Origin of the sequence: Treponema sp. (assembly GCF_024696245.1) — a bacterium.
Lineage (GTDB): Bacteria > Spirochaetota > Spirochaetia > Treponematales > Treponemataceae > Treponema_D.
Genome location: NZ_JAILGZ010000008.1, coordinates 12927 through 30744, shown reverse-complemented (window position 1 = coordinate 30744; position 17818 = coordinate 12927). Strand labels below are relative to the sequence as shown.

16 protein-coding genes are annotated in these 17818 nt (G+C 39.2%); all 16 read right to left on the bottom strand.

Annotated elements, in window-relative coordinates; translation table 11 throughout:
* Nucleotides 1–203: 203 nt before the first annotated feature.
* Complete coding sequence (locus K6D58_RS00815) at nt 204–2033, bottom strand: fibronectin type III domain-containing protein (protein WP_296826569.1); 1830 nt, start codon at nt 2031–2033, stop codon at nt 204–206.
* Nucleotides 2034–2136: 103 nt separating this feature from the next.
* The gene (locus tag K6D58_RS00810; protein WP_296826567.1) at nt 2137–2319 is read right to left on the bottom strand and encodes a hypothetical protein; all 183 of its coding nucleotides are present in this window, start codon (nt 2317–2319) and stop codon (nt 2137–2139) included.
* A 41-nt stretch (nt 2320–2360) separates the two neighbouring features.
* Nucleotides 2361–3932 carry an ATP-dependent protease ATPase subunit HslU gene (gene hslU, locus K6D58_RS00805; RefSeq protein ID WP_296826566.1) on the bottom strand — a complete coding sequence of 524 codons (1572 nt, stop codon included), beginning with the start codon at nt 3930–3932 and terminating at the stop codon, nt 2361–2363.
* Nucleotides 3933–3934: 2 nt separating this feature from the next.
* Complete coding sequence (hslV, locus tag K6D58_RS00800; protein ID WP_296826564.1) at nt 3935–4477, bottom strand: ATP-dependent protease subunit HslV; 543 nt, start codon at nt 4475–4477, stop codon at nt 3935–3937.
* 53 nt (nt 4478–4530) lie between these two features.
* The gene (locus tag K6D58_RS00795) at nt 4531–5457 is read right to left on the bottom strand and encodes a tyrosine-type recombinase/integrase (protein WP_296826562.1); all 927 of its coding nucleotides are present in this window, start codon (nt 5455–5457) and stop codon (nt 4531–4533) included.
* Nucleotides 5458–5460: 3 nt separating this feature from the next.
* Nucleotides 5461–7641: a type I DNA topoisomerase gene (gene topA / locus K6D58_RS00790; protein WP_296826559.1), complete on the bottom strand. Its 2181-nt coding sequence runs from the start codon at nt 7639–7641 to the stop codon at nt 5461–5463.
* 7 nt (nt 7642–7648) lie between these two features.
* Nucleotides 7649–8611 carry a DNA-processing protein DprA gene (locus tag K6D58_RS00785; protein ID WP_296826557.1) on the bottom strand — a complete coding sequence of 321 codons (963 nt, stop codon included), beginning with the start codon at nt 8609–8611 and terminating at the stop codon, nt 7649–7651.
* 13 nt (nt 8612–8624) lie between these two features.
* Nucleotides 8625–9374, bottom strand: a complete 750-nt coding sequence (locus K6D58_RS00780) for a tetratricopeptide repeat protein (protein ID WP_296826555.1) — start codon at nt 9372–9374, stop codon at nt 8625–8627.
* Nucleotides 9361–10278 carry a tyrosine recombinase gene (locus K6D58_RS00775; RefSeq protein WP_296826553.1) on the bottom strand — a complete coding sequence of 306 codons (918 nt, stop codon included), beginning with the start codon at nt 10276–10278 and terminating at the stop codon, nt 9361–9363. The genes K6D58_RS00780 and K6D58_RS00775 overlap by 14 nt, the downstream gene beginning before the upstream one ends.
* A gap of 25 nt (nt 10279–10303) precedes the next feature.
* Complete coding sequence (ftsZ, locus tag K6D58_RS00770; protein ID WP_296826551.1) at nt 10304–11671, bottom strand: cell division protein FtsZ; 1368 nt, start codon at nt 11669–11671, stop codon at nt 10304–10306.
* A 56-nt stretch (nt 11672–11727) separates the two neighbouring features.
* Nucleotides 11728–12999 (bottom strand): cell division protein FtsA, encoded by a 1272-nt coding sequence (gene ftsA, locus K6D58_RS00765; protein ID WP_296826549.1) that lies wholly within the window; start codon nt 12997–12999, stop codon nt 11728–11730.
* A gap of 9 nt (nt 13000–13008) precedes the next feature.
* A complete protein-coding gene (locus K6D58_RS00760; protein ID WP_296826547.1) occupies nt 13009–13857 on the bottom strand; it encodes a cell division protein FtsQ/DivIB in 849 nt (282 codons plus the stop codon).
* Complete coding sequence (locus K6D58_RS00755) at nt 13850–15061, bottom strand: FtsW/RodA/SpoVE family cell cycle protein (protein ID WP_296826545.1); 1212 nt, start codon at nt 15059–15061, stop codon at nt 13850–13852. Before K6D58_RS00755 ends, K6D58_RS00760 begins: the two co-directional genes overlap by 8 nt.
* A complete protein-coding gene (locus K6D58_RS00750) occupies nt 15061–16500 on the bottom strand; it encodes a UDP-N-acetylmuramoyl-tripeptide--D-alanyl-D-alanine ligase (protein WP_296826543.1) in 1440 nt (479 codons plus the stop codon). The genes K6D58_RS00755 and K6D58_RS00750 overlap by 1 nt, the downstream gene beginning before the upstream one ends.
* The gene (locus tag K6D58_RS00745; protein WP_296826541.1) at nt 16501–16803 is read right to left on the bottom strand and encodes a cell division protein FtsL; all 303 of its coding nucleotides are present in this window, start codon (nt 16801–16803) and stop codon (nt 16501–16503) included.
* Nucleotides 16800–17783: a 16S rRNA (cytosine(1402)-N(4))-methyltransferase RsmH gene (gene rsmH, locus K6D58_RS00740; RefSeq protein ID WP_296826539.1), complete on the bottom strand. Its 984-nt coding sequence runs from the start codon at nt 17781–17783 to the stop codon at nt 16800–16802. Before rsmH ends, K6D58_RS00745 begins: the two co-directional genes overlap by 4 nt.
* Between the last annotated feature and the right edge of the window lie 35 nt (nt 17784–17818).

Genomic DNA, 17818 nt, shown 5'->3' with positions numbered 1-17818 from the left:
TATAATCAACTGTACAAAAACTTTCAGATTCACTGCATAAAAAAAAACTCATGGCAGCCAGAACAAAAATAAATACTGAATATAATGCTCTCGTTTTCATGAGAGCAATTATAAAAAAAGGATGGAAGCAGACTTATAAATATTTTAAATATTCAAATAATATTTTATTATTTATCCCCCATCCTTATAATTTTTTAAGTTTATCAGTTGAAAATTCTTAAAGGAATTACATATCCATTAGAGTAAATTTCTCTTCTGTTAAACTTTGAAAAGACCTTGTAATTGGAAGCAACAACTTCTCCAGACTTTACGACAACAACCCAGAGGGTACAGGTACTGGTAACAGGAATATAAACAGGATAACCTTTATCGTCTGTTTCTTCATATAGACTTCCGTCGGTTGAATAATTATCATCATCCAGCCTTGTAGTTAAGGAATAATAAATTTTTGCGCCACTGACAGAAGTAGTCACAGTAATTCCCAGATCCTCGCAAAATGGATTTTCTTTATCTGTAAGAGTAGTAAGGCCAATGCGTTCCAGCTCCAGGGAATCACCAATAAGACTTCCGGTAGAAACATTGATTTCAATAGTGCCAAAAGTAGATTCATTATCTCCTGCCATATCAGAGCCTTCTGCTGCTTCTTCATAATCAAAAGTAATGGTTTTACTTCCTGCAGAGGATGTAGAAAGAAGCTGACTGCATTCATCACCAGAAGAAATAACCCTTAAAGTCCATACATTGATTTCAGAATTATCAGCCTGAGAAGAAGACCAGTACCAGTGCTCCCCTATTGAATCTCCACCGCAGGCTGCCATTCCTTCATTTATAGCTGTAATATTTTCAGTAACATGACACAATTCAGCAATCGAAGGCATATACCAGCCTGAAGCATATTCATTGGAAGAATAATTTTCTATAAAGGCAAAGGCCGGATAATAAAGGGCAATATCAGAAGAAGTTGAAGTACATTCTTCGTCTACACTTTTTATATAATCCCAGTTATCACTACCATCTGTATCACCTGTAAAAGTCAGATTGGAATAGGAAGTACTGGAATAACTTGTTGAATTATAACTTACTGTTGAACCGTCTTCAGTTATAAATGATGAAGAAGAAACAGAAGGAGTACAGATATTTTCCTTTAAAGAAGAATAATAAGTCCCGCTTTCATTGGTACACCATAAAACATTTCCATCAGTCTGATTAAGTCCCATTCCTACAGGAACCCCGCTTTCATTAACAAAAGCAACAACAGCCTGGGCATCACTACGACCTGCTGCCTGATAAGCTTCAGGTGTAAGGGTTCCCTCTGTTGTAATAATATTCCCGGGAGTTTTTTCTGTCTCAGAATAAGATTTTAAATACCTTACGGCACTTTTTATATTTCCTTCATTTCCAAGTTCATCAACAGCATAAATAAGAAGAGTAATATAATCACTTTCTGAAAGAGTAAGCCCTGTTATGGTAAAGGACTGGCTTCCGGCATCAAGACTATATTCCTGAGAATAGTTTCCTTCGCTTAAAGACCAGCAAAGCTTAATTAAAGAGACAGGGCTGTCACTTAAATCTTCTGCAAGGGGATCAGTCCAGCTTACTTCCATTGTATCGCCCCCATTATATTTTAAAGAAAGATTTGAAGGTTCAAGAGGTCCTGTTTTATCAATATTACCAAGGGTAAGGGCAGCCTTCATATAATTACCGTCGGAAGTTTTTGCACCAACTGAATAAATTCCGTTTTCAGAAACAGTAAAGGCCCAGTTTTCTCCATCCTTTTCTATGACAGTAGATTTTGATGATTCAATTATGGATTTACCACTGCCACTGTAATTTCCTTTATACCAGGCAGCCTGAGCAATCTGATTTTCTGAAACAAGTACAATCTGCAAATCCTGATTTGTAAGTTCCTCACAGGAAGCCGTTAAAGACAGGGAATAATTTACTTCGGTCTCTGTCCTTTCGTCATCAGACGAACACCCTGTAAATAAAAAAACAAAAAATAAAACAGCTGCTAAATATTTAAATAATTTCATATTTTTTATTATACCCACTTTTAAACTTTTCTTAAATAAAAAGAGGGCCGCTTCCGGCACCAAAACCAGAAACTGCCCTCTTTGATTCAATCTGGAAAAAATCTTAGAGACTCTTACCATTCATTGCAGCTGTTTTTTTAAGCCAGTCGTAGCACTGCTGAAAATCACCATCACGAATTTTTTCAGCTTTAAGGGCTCCACGAAGTTTTTCTTCAAGAGTTTTGTAATCCTGTGCATCAATAAGGCTTTCGAATTCGCTCTGACTTAATCCGAATTTTACATGCATGTTTTTACCTCCATAATCAAATCTATATATAAACAGAAAAACTAAAGGATATAGCGTTCAAGATTCTGATCCTGAACAACTCCGTGAAGTTTTCCGTCAACATAAGCCTTGTCTATAACCACTGTCTGTCCGCATTTTGTATCTGCAGAAAAACTTAAATCTTCAAGAACTGTTTCCATAATTGTATGAAGGCGGCGGGCACCAATATTTTCTGCATGGGAATTAACATCTTCTGCAATAAAGGCCATCTGTTCCACAGCTTCATCTGCAAATTCCAGCTTAACACCTTCTGTTCCCAGAAGAGCCTCATACTGTTTTACAAGGGCATTTTTTGGTTCAGTAAGGATTCTCTTAAAGTCCTCCTTTGTAAGGGCTTCAAGTTCAACCCTGAGAGGAAAACGTCCCTGAAGTTCCGGAATAAGGTCACTTGGAGCAGAAACACTAAAGGCTCCGGCACCAATAAATAGGATATGAGTAGTATTAATTACACCCCACTTTGTATTTACATTGGAACCTTCAACAATTGGAAGAATGTCACGCTGAACACCTTCACGGCTTACTTCTGCACGACCACCTTCTCCGCCTCTGGTTGCAATCTTATCGATTTCGTCAATAAAAATAATTCCGCTCTGTTCAACACGCTGCTTTGCTTCTTCTGCAACCTTGTCCTTATCAGTAATTTTTTCAAGAGTCTGGGCAAGAAGAATTTCCCTTGCTTCACGAACAGTTACAGTCTTTCTTTTTGAAGTTCCACCGGAAAGCATTTCCTGAAGTCCAGAAAGACTCTCTTCTATATCTTCCATATTTCCGCCGCCAAACATTCCCATTTTTGGAGCAGAATGAACTGTTATCTCAACCGTACGGTCTTCAAGCTTACCTTCACGAAGCATTTCACGGAATTTCTCCCTTGTATCCTTCATCTCTTCTGCCTGAGCCTTAGCCTTCTCTTCCTCTACCTTTGCTTCATCCTGAGCCTGACGTTCAGCACTTTCTGCCATTGAATTCATGGCAGCAATAAAATCATTGTCTGCAGAAGAAATATTTTTCTTAGGCATATCAATCTGAATCAGCCCTCCCTGTACCGGTGAGTTTTCTCCAAAGATATTTCCAAGAACATGAATACCAGGCTTTTTTCCACCATCTGCCTTTGGCTTTTTAACGGAACTGCCAGGAAGAAGAAGGTCAAGAAGTTCATCTTCTACCATAGGTCCGCACTTATCCTTAAGGGTCTCCTGCATTTCTGCCTTAACCATGTTAATGCCAACAGCCATAAGATCCCTTACCATGCTTTCTACATCGCGGCCTACATAACCTACTTCCGTATACTTTGTAGCTTCAACCTTTAAGAAAGGAGCATTTACAAGTTTTGCAAGACGGCGGGCAATTTCTGTTTTACCGCATCCAGTAGGTCCAATCATGAGAATATTTTTAGGTGCAACTTCATCCCTGATTTCTTCAGGAAGCTTAAGTCTTCTCTGACGGTTTCTTAATGCAACTGCAACAAAACGCTTTGCCTTATTCTGTCCGATAATGTAGCTGTCAAGTTTTTCTACTATCTGGGCAGGAGTAAGACCATCTTTAATACCTTCTTTATTAACTTCTATTTTATCCATAATTAAAGTTCCTCAATTGTAATATGTGAATTTGTATAAATACAAATCTGACCTGCTATTTTAAGGGATTTTTCTGCAATTTCCCTGGCAGACATGGAACTTGATTCCATATAAGCCATAGCAGCTGCATAGGCATAGTTTCCACCTGAACCAATGGCAAGTATATCGTTTTCCGGTTCAATTACATCACCGCTTCCGGAAATCAAAAGAATCTTGTCTGAACTTGCTACAAGAAGAAGGGCTTCAAGTTTCTGCATGGAACGCTCTGTTCTCCAGAGTTTTGCAAGTTCTACAGCAGAACGGGTTAAATCCCCGTTGTAAGCCTTAAGTTTTTCTTCAAATTTATCAAAAAGAGTAAAGGCATCTGCAGTTGCTCCTGCAAAGCCTGTAAGAATTTTACCGTCATAAATCTTACGTACCTTATGAGCATTACCCTTCATTACTGTATTACCCATAGTAACCTGTCCGTCTCCGGCCATGGCAATTTTTCCGTCTTTCTTTACGGCAATAACTGTAGTACTGCGTATTTTGTTTTCGTCATTCATTTTAACTCCATATATTTATGCGGCTTTATTTACCGCCATCTTTTATTTTTTCCTTAAGTATGAGGAAAAGCCTGTTCGTATATTTCCTTAAGCCTGTCTGCTGTAACATGAGTATAACACTGAGTTGTACTGATACTTGCATGTCCCAGCATAGTCTGAACTTTTCTTATATCAGCTCCGTTATTCATAAGCTGGGTTGCAAAAGTATGCCTGAAGCTGTGGGGAGTAATATGACGTTTAAGCCCCCTTTCTCCACTGTAAAGATTCACAATAAACCAGACACCCTTTACGCTCAGGGCACCACCCTTCTGATTAAGAAAAATCCTGTCTACATATTCACCGCCGCCCAGCCATTTAGAAGGGAATCTTTTTCTTCTGGAAACCAGATATTTTTTTAAAGACTTAACTGCATCCTGACTAAAAAAAACTCTTCTGGATTTACCACCCTTTCCCATAATCATGGCACTGCCTAAGTCTTCAGAAAAATCCTTAAAAGTAAGGCTTACAAGTTCACTTACACGGCAGCCTGATGAATAAAACATTTCAAAGATCGCAGTATCCCTTTGTGACCATAAAAACTTACCGCTTCTGGCCTGATAACACAGACTGTCAATTTCATCCTGGGACATAAACTTAGGAAGTCTGACAGCCTTTTTAAGCTGATGAATCTGGCCTGCAAAATTAAAACTTATATAATCCATCTTGCGGCAGTAATAAAAGAGCCCCCTTACTCCGGACAAAAACCTGTTTACGGAAGCTACGGAATATTTTCTGCTGCTTAAAGAAGTCATGCAGCGCCTGATATCTTCTGGAGAAACAGAAGTAATGTCCTTATCCCTGCCAAGACACAACATAAGATGATTAAGATCATCCTTATACGCCCTGACAGTTTTTTCCGCAAGAGATTTTACACCCTCAAGATAAACAATGTACTCCTGAACACATTCCTCCAGGGAATGCTTTTTTTCTCCACTATCCATCTATTATTTTTTGCTGTCTCCTGATGAAGGAATTTCTCCTGCACTTTCTGCAGCTACAGAATCTTCTGCTGAATGCAGGTAATCACAATCCGGATTTATACAACTCTTATATGTACCGTTCTTTTTGTCATACTTTTCAACAAGGAACCAGCCGCACTTAGGACAGTAAACATCAATAGGCTTAAAGTGAGAAATAAAGTCACACTCAGGGTAATTTGTACATCCGTAAAATTCCTTACCCCTTCCCTTAGTCTTACGGGCAACAATACTTCCGTTACAACCCTTGCGTGGACACTTTGCAAGAGGAATACTCTTGGTATTATGGCACTCAGGGAATCCTGAACATGCAAGGAAGTAACCAAAACGGCCAAGCTTCTTTACCATAGGTTTACCACACTTTTCACAAACCATATCTGTCGGTTCATCAAGTGTACCCTTAAGGCTTTCTGCTTTTTCCGTAACTTCATCAAGGCGCTTTTTAAAAGGACCAAAGAAGTCACCAATCATATTGTTCCAGACAAGCTGATTCTGTTCTACTTTATCAAGGTCGTTTTCTACTTCAGAAGTAAACTCTTCATTAATTACTTCAGGGAAGCTTTCTACAAGAATCTTACAGATAATTTTTCCAAGCATTGTAGGAACAAGCTGCTTATTGCTTCTTGTTACATAATACCTGTCCAGAAGAACAGAAATAATAGGAGCATAGGTTGAAGGACGACCAATACCCTTTTCTTCCAGAGTCTTTACCATGCTGGCATCTGTATAGCGTGACGGTCCCTGGGTAAAATGCTGCTCAGGATAAAATTTATCACTCTTAACCTCTTCTCCAATCTTAAGGGAAGGAAGGTTTCCTGTAACATCTTCTTTTGAAGACAGAGTTTTAATTACGTTATAAAAACCCTTGTGACTAAGCTTGGAAGCACTAACACGGAAAAGGGCATCTCCTGCCTGAATATCAACACTGGTTGTTTTTGTTTTTGCATTATTCATCTGACAGCTGACAAAACGTTCCCAGATTATTGAATAAAGTCTGTGCTGGTCACGGGTAAGATATTCCTTTACGGAATCAGGTGTATACTTAACATAGGTAGGACGGATTGCTTCATGGGCATCCTGAGCACTTTTACCTACTGCATATTCAATTTTTTCTGCAGGAAGATCTTCAGGATAGTTTTTAGAAATCCAGTCACGTACATCATCAATAGCTGTCTGAGAAATACGGGTAGAGTCTGTACGCATGTAGGTAATAAGACCGACACGGGTACTTCCAATCTGAATACCTTCATAAAGCTGCTGGGCAATCTGCATGGTTTTTCTTGAAGTATAACCAAGGCGGTTTGCACTGGCCTGCTGAAGTTTTGATGTAGTAAAAGGAGCCTTTGGACGAACAGTTTTTTCTGTTTCCTTAATTTCCTTTACCACACAGCTGGAATTCTGAATCTCTGCAATAATTTCCTTTACTGCATTCTCATTTTTAAGTTCAGGTTTTGTATCCTTATACTGGGTAAGCTGGGCAGTAAACTTTGTCCTTCCCTTAGTAAAATCAGCATCAAGGGTCCAGTATTCATCAGGAATAAAGTTTTCTACTTCTGCTTCCCTTTCACAAATAAGCCTTAATGCTACTGACTGTACACGACCGGCACTAAGACCATTCTTAACCTTTTTCCAGAGAAGGGGACTCAGGTTATAACCTACAAGACGGTCAAGAACACGACGGGCCTTCTGGGCATCAACTCTTGCATCATCAATTTCGCGGGGATGCTTTACGGCTTCCTTAATTGCAAGAGGAGTAATTTCATTAAACTCAATACGTTTAATATCTGCGGTTGTCTTTTCTTTAAGGGCACGATTTAAATGCCAGGCAATTGCTTCTCCTTCACGGTCAGGATCCGATGCAAGATAAACATGACTTGAGTTCTTAGCATCTTTTTGAAGTTCCTTAAGAAGCTTGGCCCTTCCCCGGACAGTTATATATTCAGGTTCAAAATTATTTTCTACGTCAATAGCAATACGGCTCTTAGGAAGGTCAATAAGATGTCCCATAGAAGCCTTTACCACATAACCTGTTCCAAGGTAATGCTCAATAGTCTTAGCCTTAGCCGGAGACTCAACTATAACAAGAGTCTGTCCCTTTTTCTGAGATTTTCTAGTTTTTTTTGCAACAGTTTTTTCCTGTTCAGCCATAATTACCTCATGCGTCAAATAATTCCATCTGACTTTTTTTACTGCAGGCATGCATTCCGGGAGGATCTTTCATCACCTGAATGAAATCTGCAAAATTATTTATTACCGGGGCACCTTCTTTAAGGTAATCTCCGGGTGATTTCAAAACTTTTCCTGACTTCAATCCTGCTTTTTTTTGCCTGACAGGGCCCTCATCCCTGCAGCAGCTGCAAAATAAAAGCTCCCTGTTATAGTCAAGGGCAAAATCTGCCGTTATCAGTGCCCCGCTTCCTGCCGGAGCCTGAACTACCACCGTAGCACAGGATAAGGCTGCAATAATCCTGTTTCTCTGTACAAAACGCCACTTTTCAGCAGGTGTTCCGGGAATATACTCACTTAAGAGACAGCCGCCCCTTTTTAAAATCTCCAGGGCCAGACTTTTGTTTGCCAGAGGAACTACAGAATCCGTACCACAAGGCAAAACAGCAGCAGTGGGCATTGAAAGTCCTGAAGCTACAGCCCCCTTATGGGCAAAAGAATCTGTGCCGTCAGCAAGACCACTTACAACAGTAAAACCGGCCCTGCAGGCATCCCTGGAAAATTCAAATGCAGTTCTGGCAGCATCAATGTCCAGACGCCTTGTTCCCACAACAGAGATACAGTTTTTATAAAGGCATTCAATGTTCCCCCTGTAAAAAATCATATAGGGAGCATCAAAAGCATGCTTAAGAAGAAGGGGATATGCCTCCTCACTAAAGCAAAGAGCCTCCATACCGTAAGAAAGAGCCAGAGCCAGACTTTTTTCTGCCAGGGCAGCTGTCTGCTCAGGATTCCACACGCATCTTGAATGGACACGGCCGGTAATTTCACTGATATCTTCTATAGACAGTACAGCAAGTTTGTCCAAACTGTCAAGATTTGTCTTTAATAGTAGCTTTTCTTTAAGTGAAAGGAAAGTAATTGAGGAAATAGCAATATCTAATGAATTCACACCTAAAAGTTACCTAACGGCCTGCTTTGGCGTCAAGAACTTTCTTTTTACAGGCAGCAGCATTTGCTGTATCTTCTTTATTAGGATTTAATTTTATAATTTTGTCATATAAAGAAATTGATTTATCCAGAGAACCGGAACAGGCGTAAGCATTAGCCAGAGTTTCCATTCCCTTTATATTTTTAGTCTGAGTTTCAAGGAATCTCTCAAGATAAGGAATTGCCTTCTCATATTCCTGCATCTGGAATACATAAAGGACACCTATTCCATACATGGCTTTATAATACTTTTGATTCAATGACAAAGCCTGTAAATAAGCCTGTTCGCAAAGAAGAAGATAATTATGCTTCTGAGTCATTTTTTCTTCATCATATTTACCGTTAATATCATATACAAGAACAGAATTTGCCATAAAACCTGCACAAACGCCCATCCAGTAATAAATATTGGCATTGGAAGGATAATAGACACGGGCCTTGTCAAAAGCCTCATAAGCCTGATAATACATCTGTTCATCAAGATAGCGGGTACCAAGGATTTTATACCAGATTCCCACCTGAGCCTGAGAAGTAACCAGGTCAATAGCCCTTTTATCATACTTTTTTATAGCTTCCATAAGTTCTTCTTTAGTAGTGGGATGATCAATACCTTCTTCCATTTTCTGCATGCGTTTTACAGTTTTATAATTTGAATCACAGGAAGTCATAAAAGCACCTGCAAAAATAAAAACAAGGGCAGCAGCAAACAAACTAGTCTTCTTCATTTTTTTTCTCCCATTCTTCAAAAGAAATCTTATGCCCAGGAAAAAACTCATCATGGTAATCCTGAAGCTCTTTATCATTTACATGTGTATAAATCTGAGTTGTGGCCAGGTCAGCATGCCCCAAAAGCTCCTGAACTGAACGCAAGTCTGCCCCTCCATCCAGAAGATGGGTTGCAAAAGAATGCCTTAATGTATGAACTTTTCCATGAACCCCGCTTAAAGATTCAAACTTTTTAAAATTCTTCCAGACACCCTTACGGCTTATAGGCTGCCCCCTGTAATTAACAAAAAGCTTAGCCTCTGTCCTGCCTTTTAAAAGCTCAGGCCTTACTTCCAGCCATTTTTCAAGCCACTTTTTTGCTTCACTTCCAAAAGGAACCATTCTCTGCTTATTCCCCTTCCCTGTAACAATTATGTAAGAGGAATCAAAGTGAATGTCTGCAATATCCAGTCCGCAGGCTTCACTTATACGCAGACCGCAACTGTAAATCAGTTCAAATAAAGCCCGGTCCCTTATACCGGAAGGACTTTTTAAATCTATGGATGCAAGAAAGGCATCTACTTCATCTACAGAAAAAACAGCCGGCACATTACGCTTAATTTTAGGCCTTTCAAGCTCAACAAGTATGTTTTCCGTCCATATATGCCTGTTTACAAGAAAATTTCCAAAGGCCCTTAAGGCAGAAACATCCTTTGCTACTGTAAGTTCCCTGTTACCGCAGGTTTTTCTCCATAAAAAGTAATAAACAAAATCCTTTAACTTTACAGTATTCAGGGTCAGGGACTCATTTTTCATCCATTTGATGAATTCCTGAACCGAAAAAGAGTAAGTAGAAGCTGTCAGGGATGACCTTCTGTCTGTAAGAACAAGATCATCGTAAAATTCCTGAACCAGTTCCTCCATTAAAATACCCCTTTTCCCTTAAAAACTACTCATCATCGTCAGTAAGGTTTATTTCCCTGGAGAGATTACGAAGGAATGTAGGTGTATTAATATCATTTCTATTAACTTTATATCCTTCCGGGAATCTTGAAACCTTTTTTACAGGCTTTTCTTCAGAAATATCTTCTTCTGCCTGATCAGAATCTTCAGGCTCTGCCTTTCCGTGGCCAAAAATTTCCTTTACGGAAACAGGAACATCTTCCTTTTCTTCTGCTTTTTCTTCTGGAGCCTTAAAGCCGCTGTATGCAGGAGAACCGGATGAAGTACCACCGAATACATGAGAAAATTCTGTATATCCGATTACATCTGAATCATCATCCTTACCGGAACTTACATCTTCGTCATCTTCTTCATCAAAAGAATTGCTGAAGCCTGTTGCAATTACTGTAACACGAAGCTTGTCTGTAGTAATTTCAGGATTTTCAAGGGAACCGTAAATAAGTTCAAGATGTTTTGAAGCTGTCGTAGTAATTGTTCTTGAAATATCGCGGAGTTCATCAGGTGTAATTGAAAAATCATCACATCCGCTTTCAATATTAATAAGAATCTTTGTAGCACCGTCAATTTTGGAATCTGCAAGAAGAGGATTTGAAATTGCAGCAAGAGCTGCATCTGTGGCACGGTTTTCACCTTCACCATAACCTACACCAAGAATTGCATCTCCCTGGTTTTTCATAATTGTAGTTACATCGGCAAAGTCCAGGTTTGGTACTGTTTCCTTTGTAATAAGTTCAGTAATACCTGTAACACCCTGACATACAACTTCATCAGCTACAAGGTAAGCTTCCTTCATGTTTCTTGGCTTTCTGTCATCAAGATGATAAACCTGTTCATTAGGAATAATAATAAGGCTGTCTACATTATCACGAAGCTGCTTAATGCCTTCCTTTGCATTTTCCATACGAACTTCACGTTCAAAGGCAAAAGGTGTTGTAACAACTGCAACAGTAAGACAACCTGCTTCCTTAGCAATTTTTGCAACAATAGGAACTGATCCGGTACCTGTACCACCACCCATTCCGGCAGTAAGGATAACCATATTTGCACCGGTAACTATTTCCTTGATTTTTTCTGCATCTTCTTCAGCAGCAAGTTTTCCAACTTCTGGATTTCCACCGGCACCAAGTCCTCCGGTAATTGTCTGTCCAATTGAAATTTTATTTGGAGACGGAGAATTGTAAAGGGCCTGAAGGTCAGTATTAAGAACAAAGAACTGAACGCCTGTAACACCAGACTGAATCATTCTTTTTACGGAGTTTGAACCTCCACCACCACAACCAATAATCCTGATAATTGTAGGATTGGCCTTAAACATATCCTGAGTATTTTCTACAACTTCCAAATCTTCCAGCATATTTCCTCCCACCTGAAAAATCCCCATCCCCATAGGGACCACATAAAGATATTATATCAAAAAAATTTTTTAAGAAAACCTTTAGCTTTATCAAAAATGCCACTATCTTCCGAAGAAGCCTTCTTATATCTGGTCTTTTCCGTATTACCTGCTTCCCTGTTTAAAAGAACAAGACCACAGGCTGTGGCAAAATCAGGATCCCTGTATGAATCATCCTTAGTAAAACCAAGGGAGCGGACACAACCAACCCTTACACTGGAAGTCTGCCATACTTCCTGAGTCATTTCTGCAACACCTTCCATAAGGGCGCCGCCACCAATAAGAACGATACTGCCCCTGAGGCACTTTATTCCGGAATTTTTAATGACATCCTTTTTTACCATACCCATAAGTTCACGCATACGGGCTTCCATGATAGCACAAATTTCCTGTCTGCTGGTAAGTTCCGGAGCCTTTCCTCCCACACCAGGAATAATAACCTCTTCCTTAAGGTCATCCATATTCATATAACAGCAGCCGTATTCCAGCTTGATTTTTTCTGCAATGTTAAAAGGCACACCCTTAACGGTTGCAATATCGCTGGTAACAATTGACTGCCCTATATTAATTGAAGATGAATAAACAGGAGCACCATTTGTCCATACCATGTAATCTGTTGTTCCGCCGCCAAGATCAATTACAATTGACCCCAGATCCTTTTCTTCACTTACAAGAACTGATTCAGAGGCAGCAAGAACCTTACAGCTCATCTTGTTTTCAAGAAAATACTGAGCCCTTGTTACACATTCCCTGATATTTTCAATTGCAGTTACAGAAGCTGTAATCAAAAGGGTTTCAACTTCAAGCCTTACCCCCTGAAAACCAATAGGATCCTTTATTTCTGAAATTCCGTCTACTGAATACTGACGGGCAATAATCTGTATAAGTTCCTTTCCCAGAGGAAAAAGCTGCTTTGTAGCCTGTTCAACAGCCCTTCTTTTTGCGTCTGCATCTACCTGAGCGAGAAAGTTTTTATTATTACGATTTTTCTTATCAATACCACAGCTTCCTGTAGAAAGGATGCTTTCTGTCTGAGAACCACCAATAGCAGTAAATACAGAAACAACTTCTTCCCCTGCTTCCTGTTCAGCGGCATCAATAGTGGATTTAATTACACTTGCTGCGGCATCAAGATTAACAATATTACCGTTGCGCACACCCTGAGAAGGTTTCTTTGCAAAACCTATTACTTCTATCTCAGGTTTATCAGACTGTGCCTCGCTTACCTTTGCGATAACTGCACGTATAAAACTTGTTCCGATATCAAGACCTACAACTATATGACTCAAAACAATACCTCAATCTGCTCTTTTTTTATAAGAGACTTCACCATAACGGATGTCAATTTCAAAAACATCCTCTGGAGCAATCTTTTTAATAACTTCTAGTGTTATCATCATATACTTTAACGAGTCTTCATTCAATGCTCGGTCAGTAAGCACCCTTGCTTTTGTATGAATAGGATAAACAGCCAGTTCATAGCCGCCATATTCCTTTGGAATAACCTGAATTTCAGAAATACCGGCAAAATAATTCTGAGGAAGAAGGCTCATGGTTGCAATATCATTCATCAATTCCTTATACTCAGCAGGAATCTTCATTCCGTCATAAAACTGTTCAACAGGAAGTCCACTTAAAAGAGGAACTCCGGAATCAGAAATTATGGAATTAATACTGTCTGTCATAAAAAGAACACCGCTTTTATCAATGGCAACAGGCAGAGTCTTTCCCCTTGAATTAACAAGAGTTTTTGCAAGAGGCTTACGTTCCCTGACATGTATTTCTACAGTATGAGGAAAATGCTTGATTACCTCTACAGATTCAATGCAGGACAGGGAATTTAATGTCCTTGCCACATTGGCAGTATCAAAATTAAAATAATTGTATTCTGCAGGTGGATTTATCATGGACCTCATTTTTTCTACAGTAGAAGCAGAAGCTCCAGTATAGGTAATCTGAGGTGATTCAAAACAAGGGAAAACGAAATTAGCAAGAATAAAATAAAGTGAAAGAACTGCAATAATTGAGAAAGAAAATACTTTTAAAACAAAGACTTTTTTATCTGTCTGTTCACTTTCCTTATGCCCCTGAGGAACATAAGGTTCATAATTAAAATCTTCAAAATCTAAAAATGCAACATCACTCATTTTCTACCACCAGGGAATCAAAAGCTTCCATATTTTCATTTTCAACCGTTACTTCACTAAATCTTTCGTATTCATCCTGTTCCGGACAATGGGATGCATTCATTATGAATCCGCACATGCACATGGAAAATAGCAGTGAAGATCCTCCCGATGAAAAGAAAGGAAGGGGAATACCTGTAGTTGGAGCAGCACCGGCAACAACACAGCAGTTAAGTATGGACTGAACAAAAATCATGGCAGTACATCCAAAACTTCCATAAGCTGCAAAACGGTCAGGACAAGTAATACTGATTACAAGACCTCTCCAGAGGAAAAATACAATTATTCCAAAATAGGCAGCTATGCCTACAAACCCCATTGCATTAGACCAGCCGGCAAAAATGTAGTCAGTCTGAACTTCCGGAATTGAACCAACCCAGCCAAGAGCAGCACCTGCCCCCTGCCCCCATAAACCACCGTCAATAACAGCCTTCTGAGACATCATCTGCTGATATCCATAGCTGTACTGAAACTTTGAAGGATCAATAAATGCAATTACACGACGAATTCTGTATGGCTCCAGGGTTATAAAAAATACAACTGCGAAAATTCCCAGAAGGAAAAGAGGTAAAAACCACCTGAGCTTTGCACCACAGGCTATAAACATAAAGAAGCCTATGATAAACATAAAGATTCCGGTAGAAAAATCCCTCTGAAGGAAAATAAGCATACAGAAAAATACAAGACCTAAAAGAGGATAAAGAAAGTTCTTCTGTACATCATCATCCTCAATGGAATACTTGTTAAAAAGATTTGCCAGAAAAAGTACAACCGTAAACTTAGCCATTTCCGAAGGCTGAAAAGTACCGATTCCAGGTATATAAATCCATCTGGATGCACCGTTTGTATTAAGCCCCACCCCTACAAAATGTGGAAGGATACAAAGTACAATTGTGCTGACAATCATAAGGGGAAGCAATTTTTTAATCAGCTTCATGGGAACAAAAGCAATGACAGCCATGGCTACAAAAGAAAATAAAAACCAGACCCCCTGTCTCTTAATAAAATACAGGGAATCATTAAAAAGTGCTTCACCCTTAAAAGGACTGCAAATATAAAGAGAAAAAAATCCAAGTCCACATAAAAGAACTACAGAAATAAAGAATAAAAAGTCTGTTTTTCTGTAGTTTCCCACAGGTCTGTCAGGAAGTATAGTGTAGCCCATTAAGCCTCTCCCAAAATTAATTTGACAACTCTCTCCAGTCCCATACCGCGAGAACCCTTAACAAGAATAATGTCTCCTTCGCCGGCATTTGCAGCAAGGATATCCCCTATTTTTTTCATTGTATCCATGCTGCAGCCTTCAGCATATTCAATTTTAATTCCTGATTTTTTTTCTGCTTCCAGTTCTAAGGCCTTATCACAGGCAGCCTTCATTTCATTTCCTGCAAAAATAACAAGGGAAGCAGCTGTATCCATAGCCTGAACTGCAGCTTTTTCATGTTCCTTAAGGGAATCTTCACCTAATTCAAGCATGTCACCAAGAACAAGTATCTTTTTACCACTACAGCTTACAGAAGAAATAAAATCCAGGGCCTTTTCCATAGAGTCAGGATTTGCATTATAACAGTCCTGAATTACAGTGTACTTTCCCTTAATAACTTCGCTTCTGCCAAACATTCCTTTCAGGGAATTAATACCGGCAGCAATCTGAGAAGAAGAAAGACCAAGATGTTTTGCAAGGGCAACTGCAGCCAGGGCATTACCGTAGTTGTAACGGCCAGGAAGCTTAAGGACAGCCTTTTCTCCGTCTATAAAAAATTCTGTTCCATCAAGACCAAGATCAGCAGAAAACTTTACATGTTCATCACAGCCATCACCATAATAAACAACATGACCGTCAACCTGATCAGCAAGGAAAGAAGCAAAATCATCATTCTTAGGAATAAAGGCAGTTCCTATACCATAGAAATGATCAAAAACCTTAGCCTTTTCCCGGGCAATATTTTCACGGCTGCCAAGACAACCTATATGGGCAGTACCAATATTAGTAATAATTCCATATCTGGCTTTAAGAACAGCTGAAATTTCACCAATTTCATTTTCCCTGTTCATGCCCATTTCAAATATACCCACTTCATGCTCTTTTCTGATGGTAAATACAGAAAGAGGCAGACCTGTTTCACTGTTAAGGTTACCCTTGTTTGTAATTACATTGTATTTCTGCCTTAAAATAGCAGCTGCAATTTCTTTAGTAGTTGTTTTTCCACTGGAACCAGTTACACCAATTTTTATAAGTTCAGGGAATTTTTCTACATATCTGCCTGCAGCCTTCTGAAGGGCAGTAAGGGTATTTTCTACAGCAATAAAAAATACATCTGGATGTTTAAGGCTGATATCAGAGAAAAAGCTGCCGTCCTTTTCAAAATTAGCAAGGGAAATAAGAACAACACTGGCACCACTTTCTACAGCCTGAGGAACATATTTATGTCCGTCCTGGTTTTCACCGATTAAAGGAACAAACATAGTATTTTTTACAACAGCTCGGCTGTCCGTCTGTACCGAATCAAAGTAAAAATTTCCGCTGCCTAATACATGAATACCACTAACAGCCTGTGTCAGTTCATCAAGTTCAAGCAGGCTGCATTCATTTTTTACTGACATTTATTCTACCTCTCCATTTTTAACATTAATACGGTAAGTTTCTTCCGTTTTAGCCTTATGAAGGCCATATTCATTAACTGCCTTATCTTCAATTCTCTCAGAAGAGGCAAGAACACTTATATCTGTATTCAGTTTTTTATTCTCTTCAATAAGTAAAACCGTTTTTTCCTTTACGGCTTCCATCTCTTTTTCCAGGGCCTTGTATTTCTTAGCCTGAATTCCATTAATAAGAAGAAGCAAAGGAATAGAAAGGGCCATTATTACATAAGCCGTACACTTTAAAAATACATGCTCTTTTTTCATAATGCTTCCACTCCTGTAAGTCTTTCTTTTCCGGCATCACAGATTTTTCTTACAACCCTCAGCTTTGCACTTCTTGAAGGTGAATTCATCTTTATCTCTTCTTCACCAGGTTCTACAGGCTTTCTTGTAAGAATCTCTGCACAGGGATGACCTTCACAGCGGCAGACAGCAACTTCAGGGGGACATACACACTGTTTTCCAAGATTCCTGAAGTAATTCTTTACAATTCTGTCTTCCAGGGAATGAAAGGTAATAACTCCCAGCTTTCCACCAACCTTAAGAACATTAAAGGCATTGTGAATTGCAGACACAAGTCTTTTTAATTCACTGTTAGCCTGAATCCTTAAAGCCTGAAAAGTTCTTGTTGCAGGGTGAATATTCCCGTGACGGTATTTTGCAGGAACAGCCTGATAAATAATATCTGCCAGAGCCTTTGTAGAAAGGATTTTTCCACCCCGGCGGGCTTCTACAATTGCAGCAGCTATTCTTCTGGAATATTTTTCATCTGAATAAAGATAAATTAAATCAGCCAGTTTTTTTTCTTCATAATTATTAACTATGTCAGCAGCACTTTCCTCTGCAGAAGGATTTAACCTCATATCCAGTTCTTCATCATGCCTGAAAGAAAAGCCTCTTCCGCTTCTTTCGTAATGAAAAACAGAAATACCAAGATCAAAAAGAATTAAATCTGGATGACGTTCAAGAGGATAAGCGGCATAAAAATCATTAAACCAGCCGTTGTAATAATTCATTCTTGAAGAAAAAGGAGAAAGGCGCTGACGTGCACGAGCTTGAATCGTACTGTCGGCATCAACGCCCATAATGCTCAGACCAGGATACTTAGTTAAAAAGTTAAAGGAATGTCCCCCCTCACCTAAAGTTGAATCAATCATAAAAGCGTCATTTTCAAAAGGTTCCCCTTCTGGTGACAAATATTTGAGACATTCATTCAGCAATACTGGTGTATGGACAATTTCCACTTTTTACTTTCCCCGCGGCATTTTCTCCGTCTATG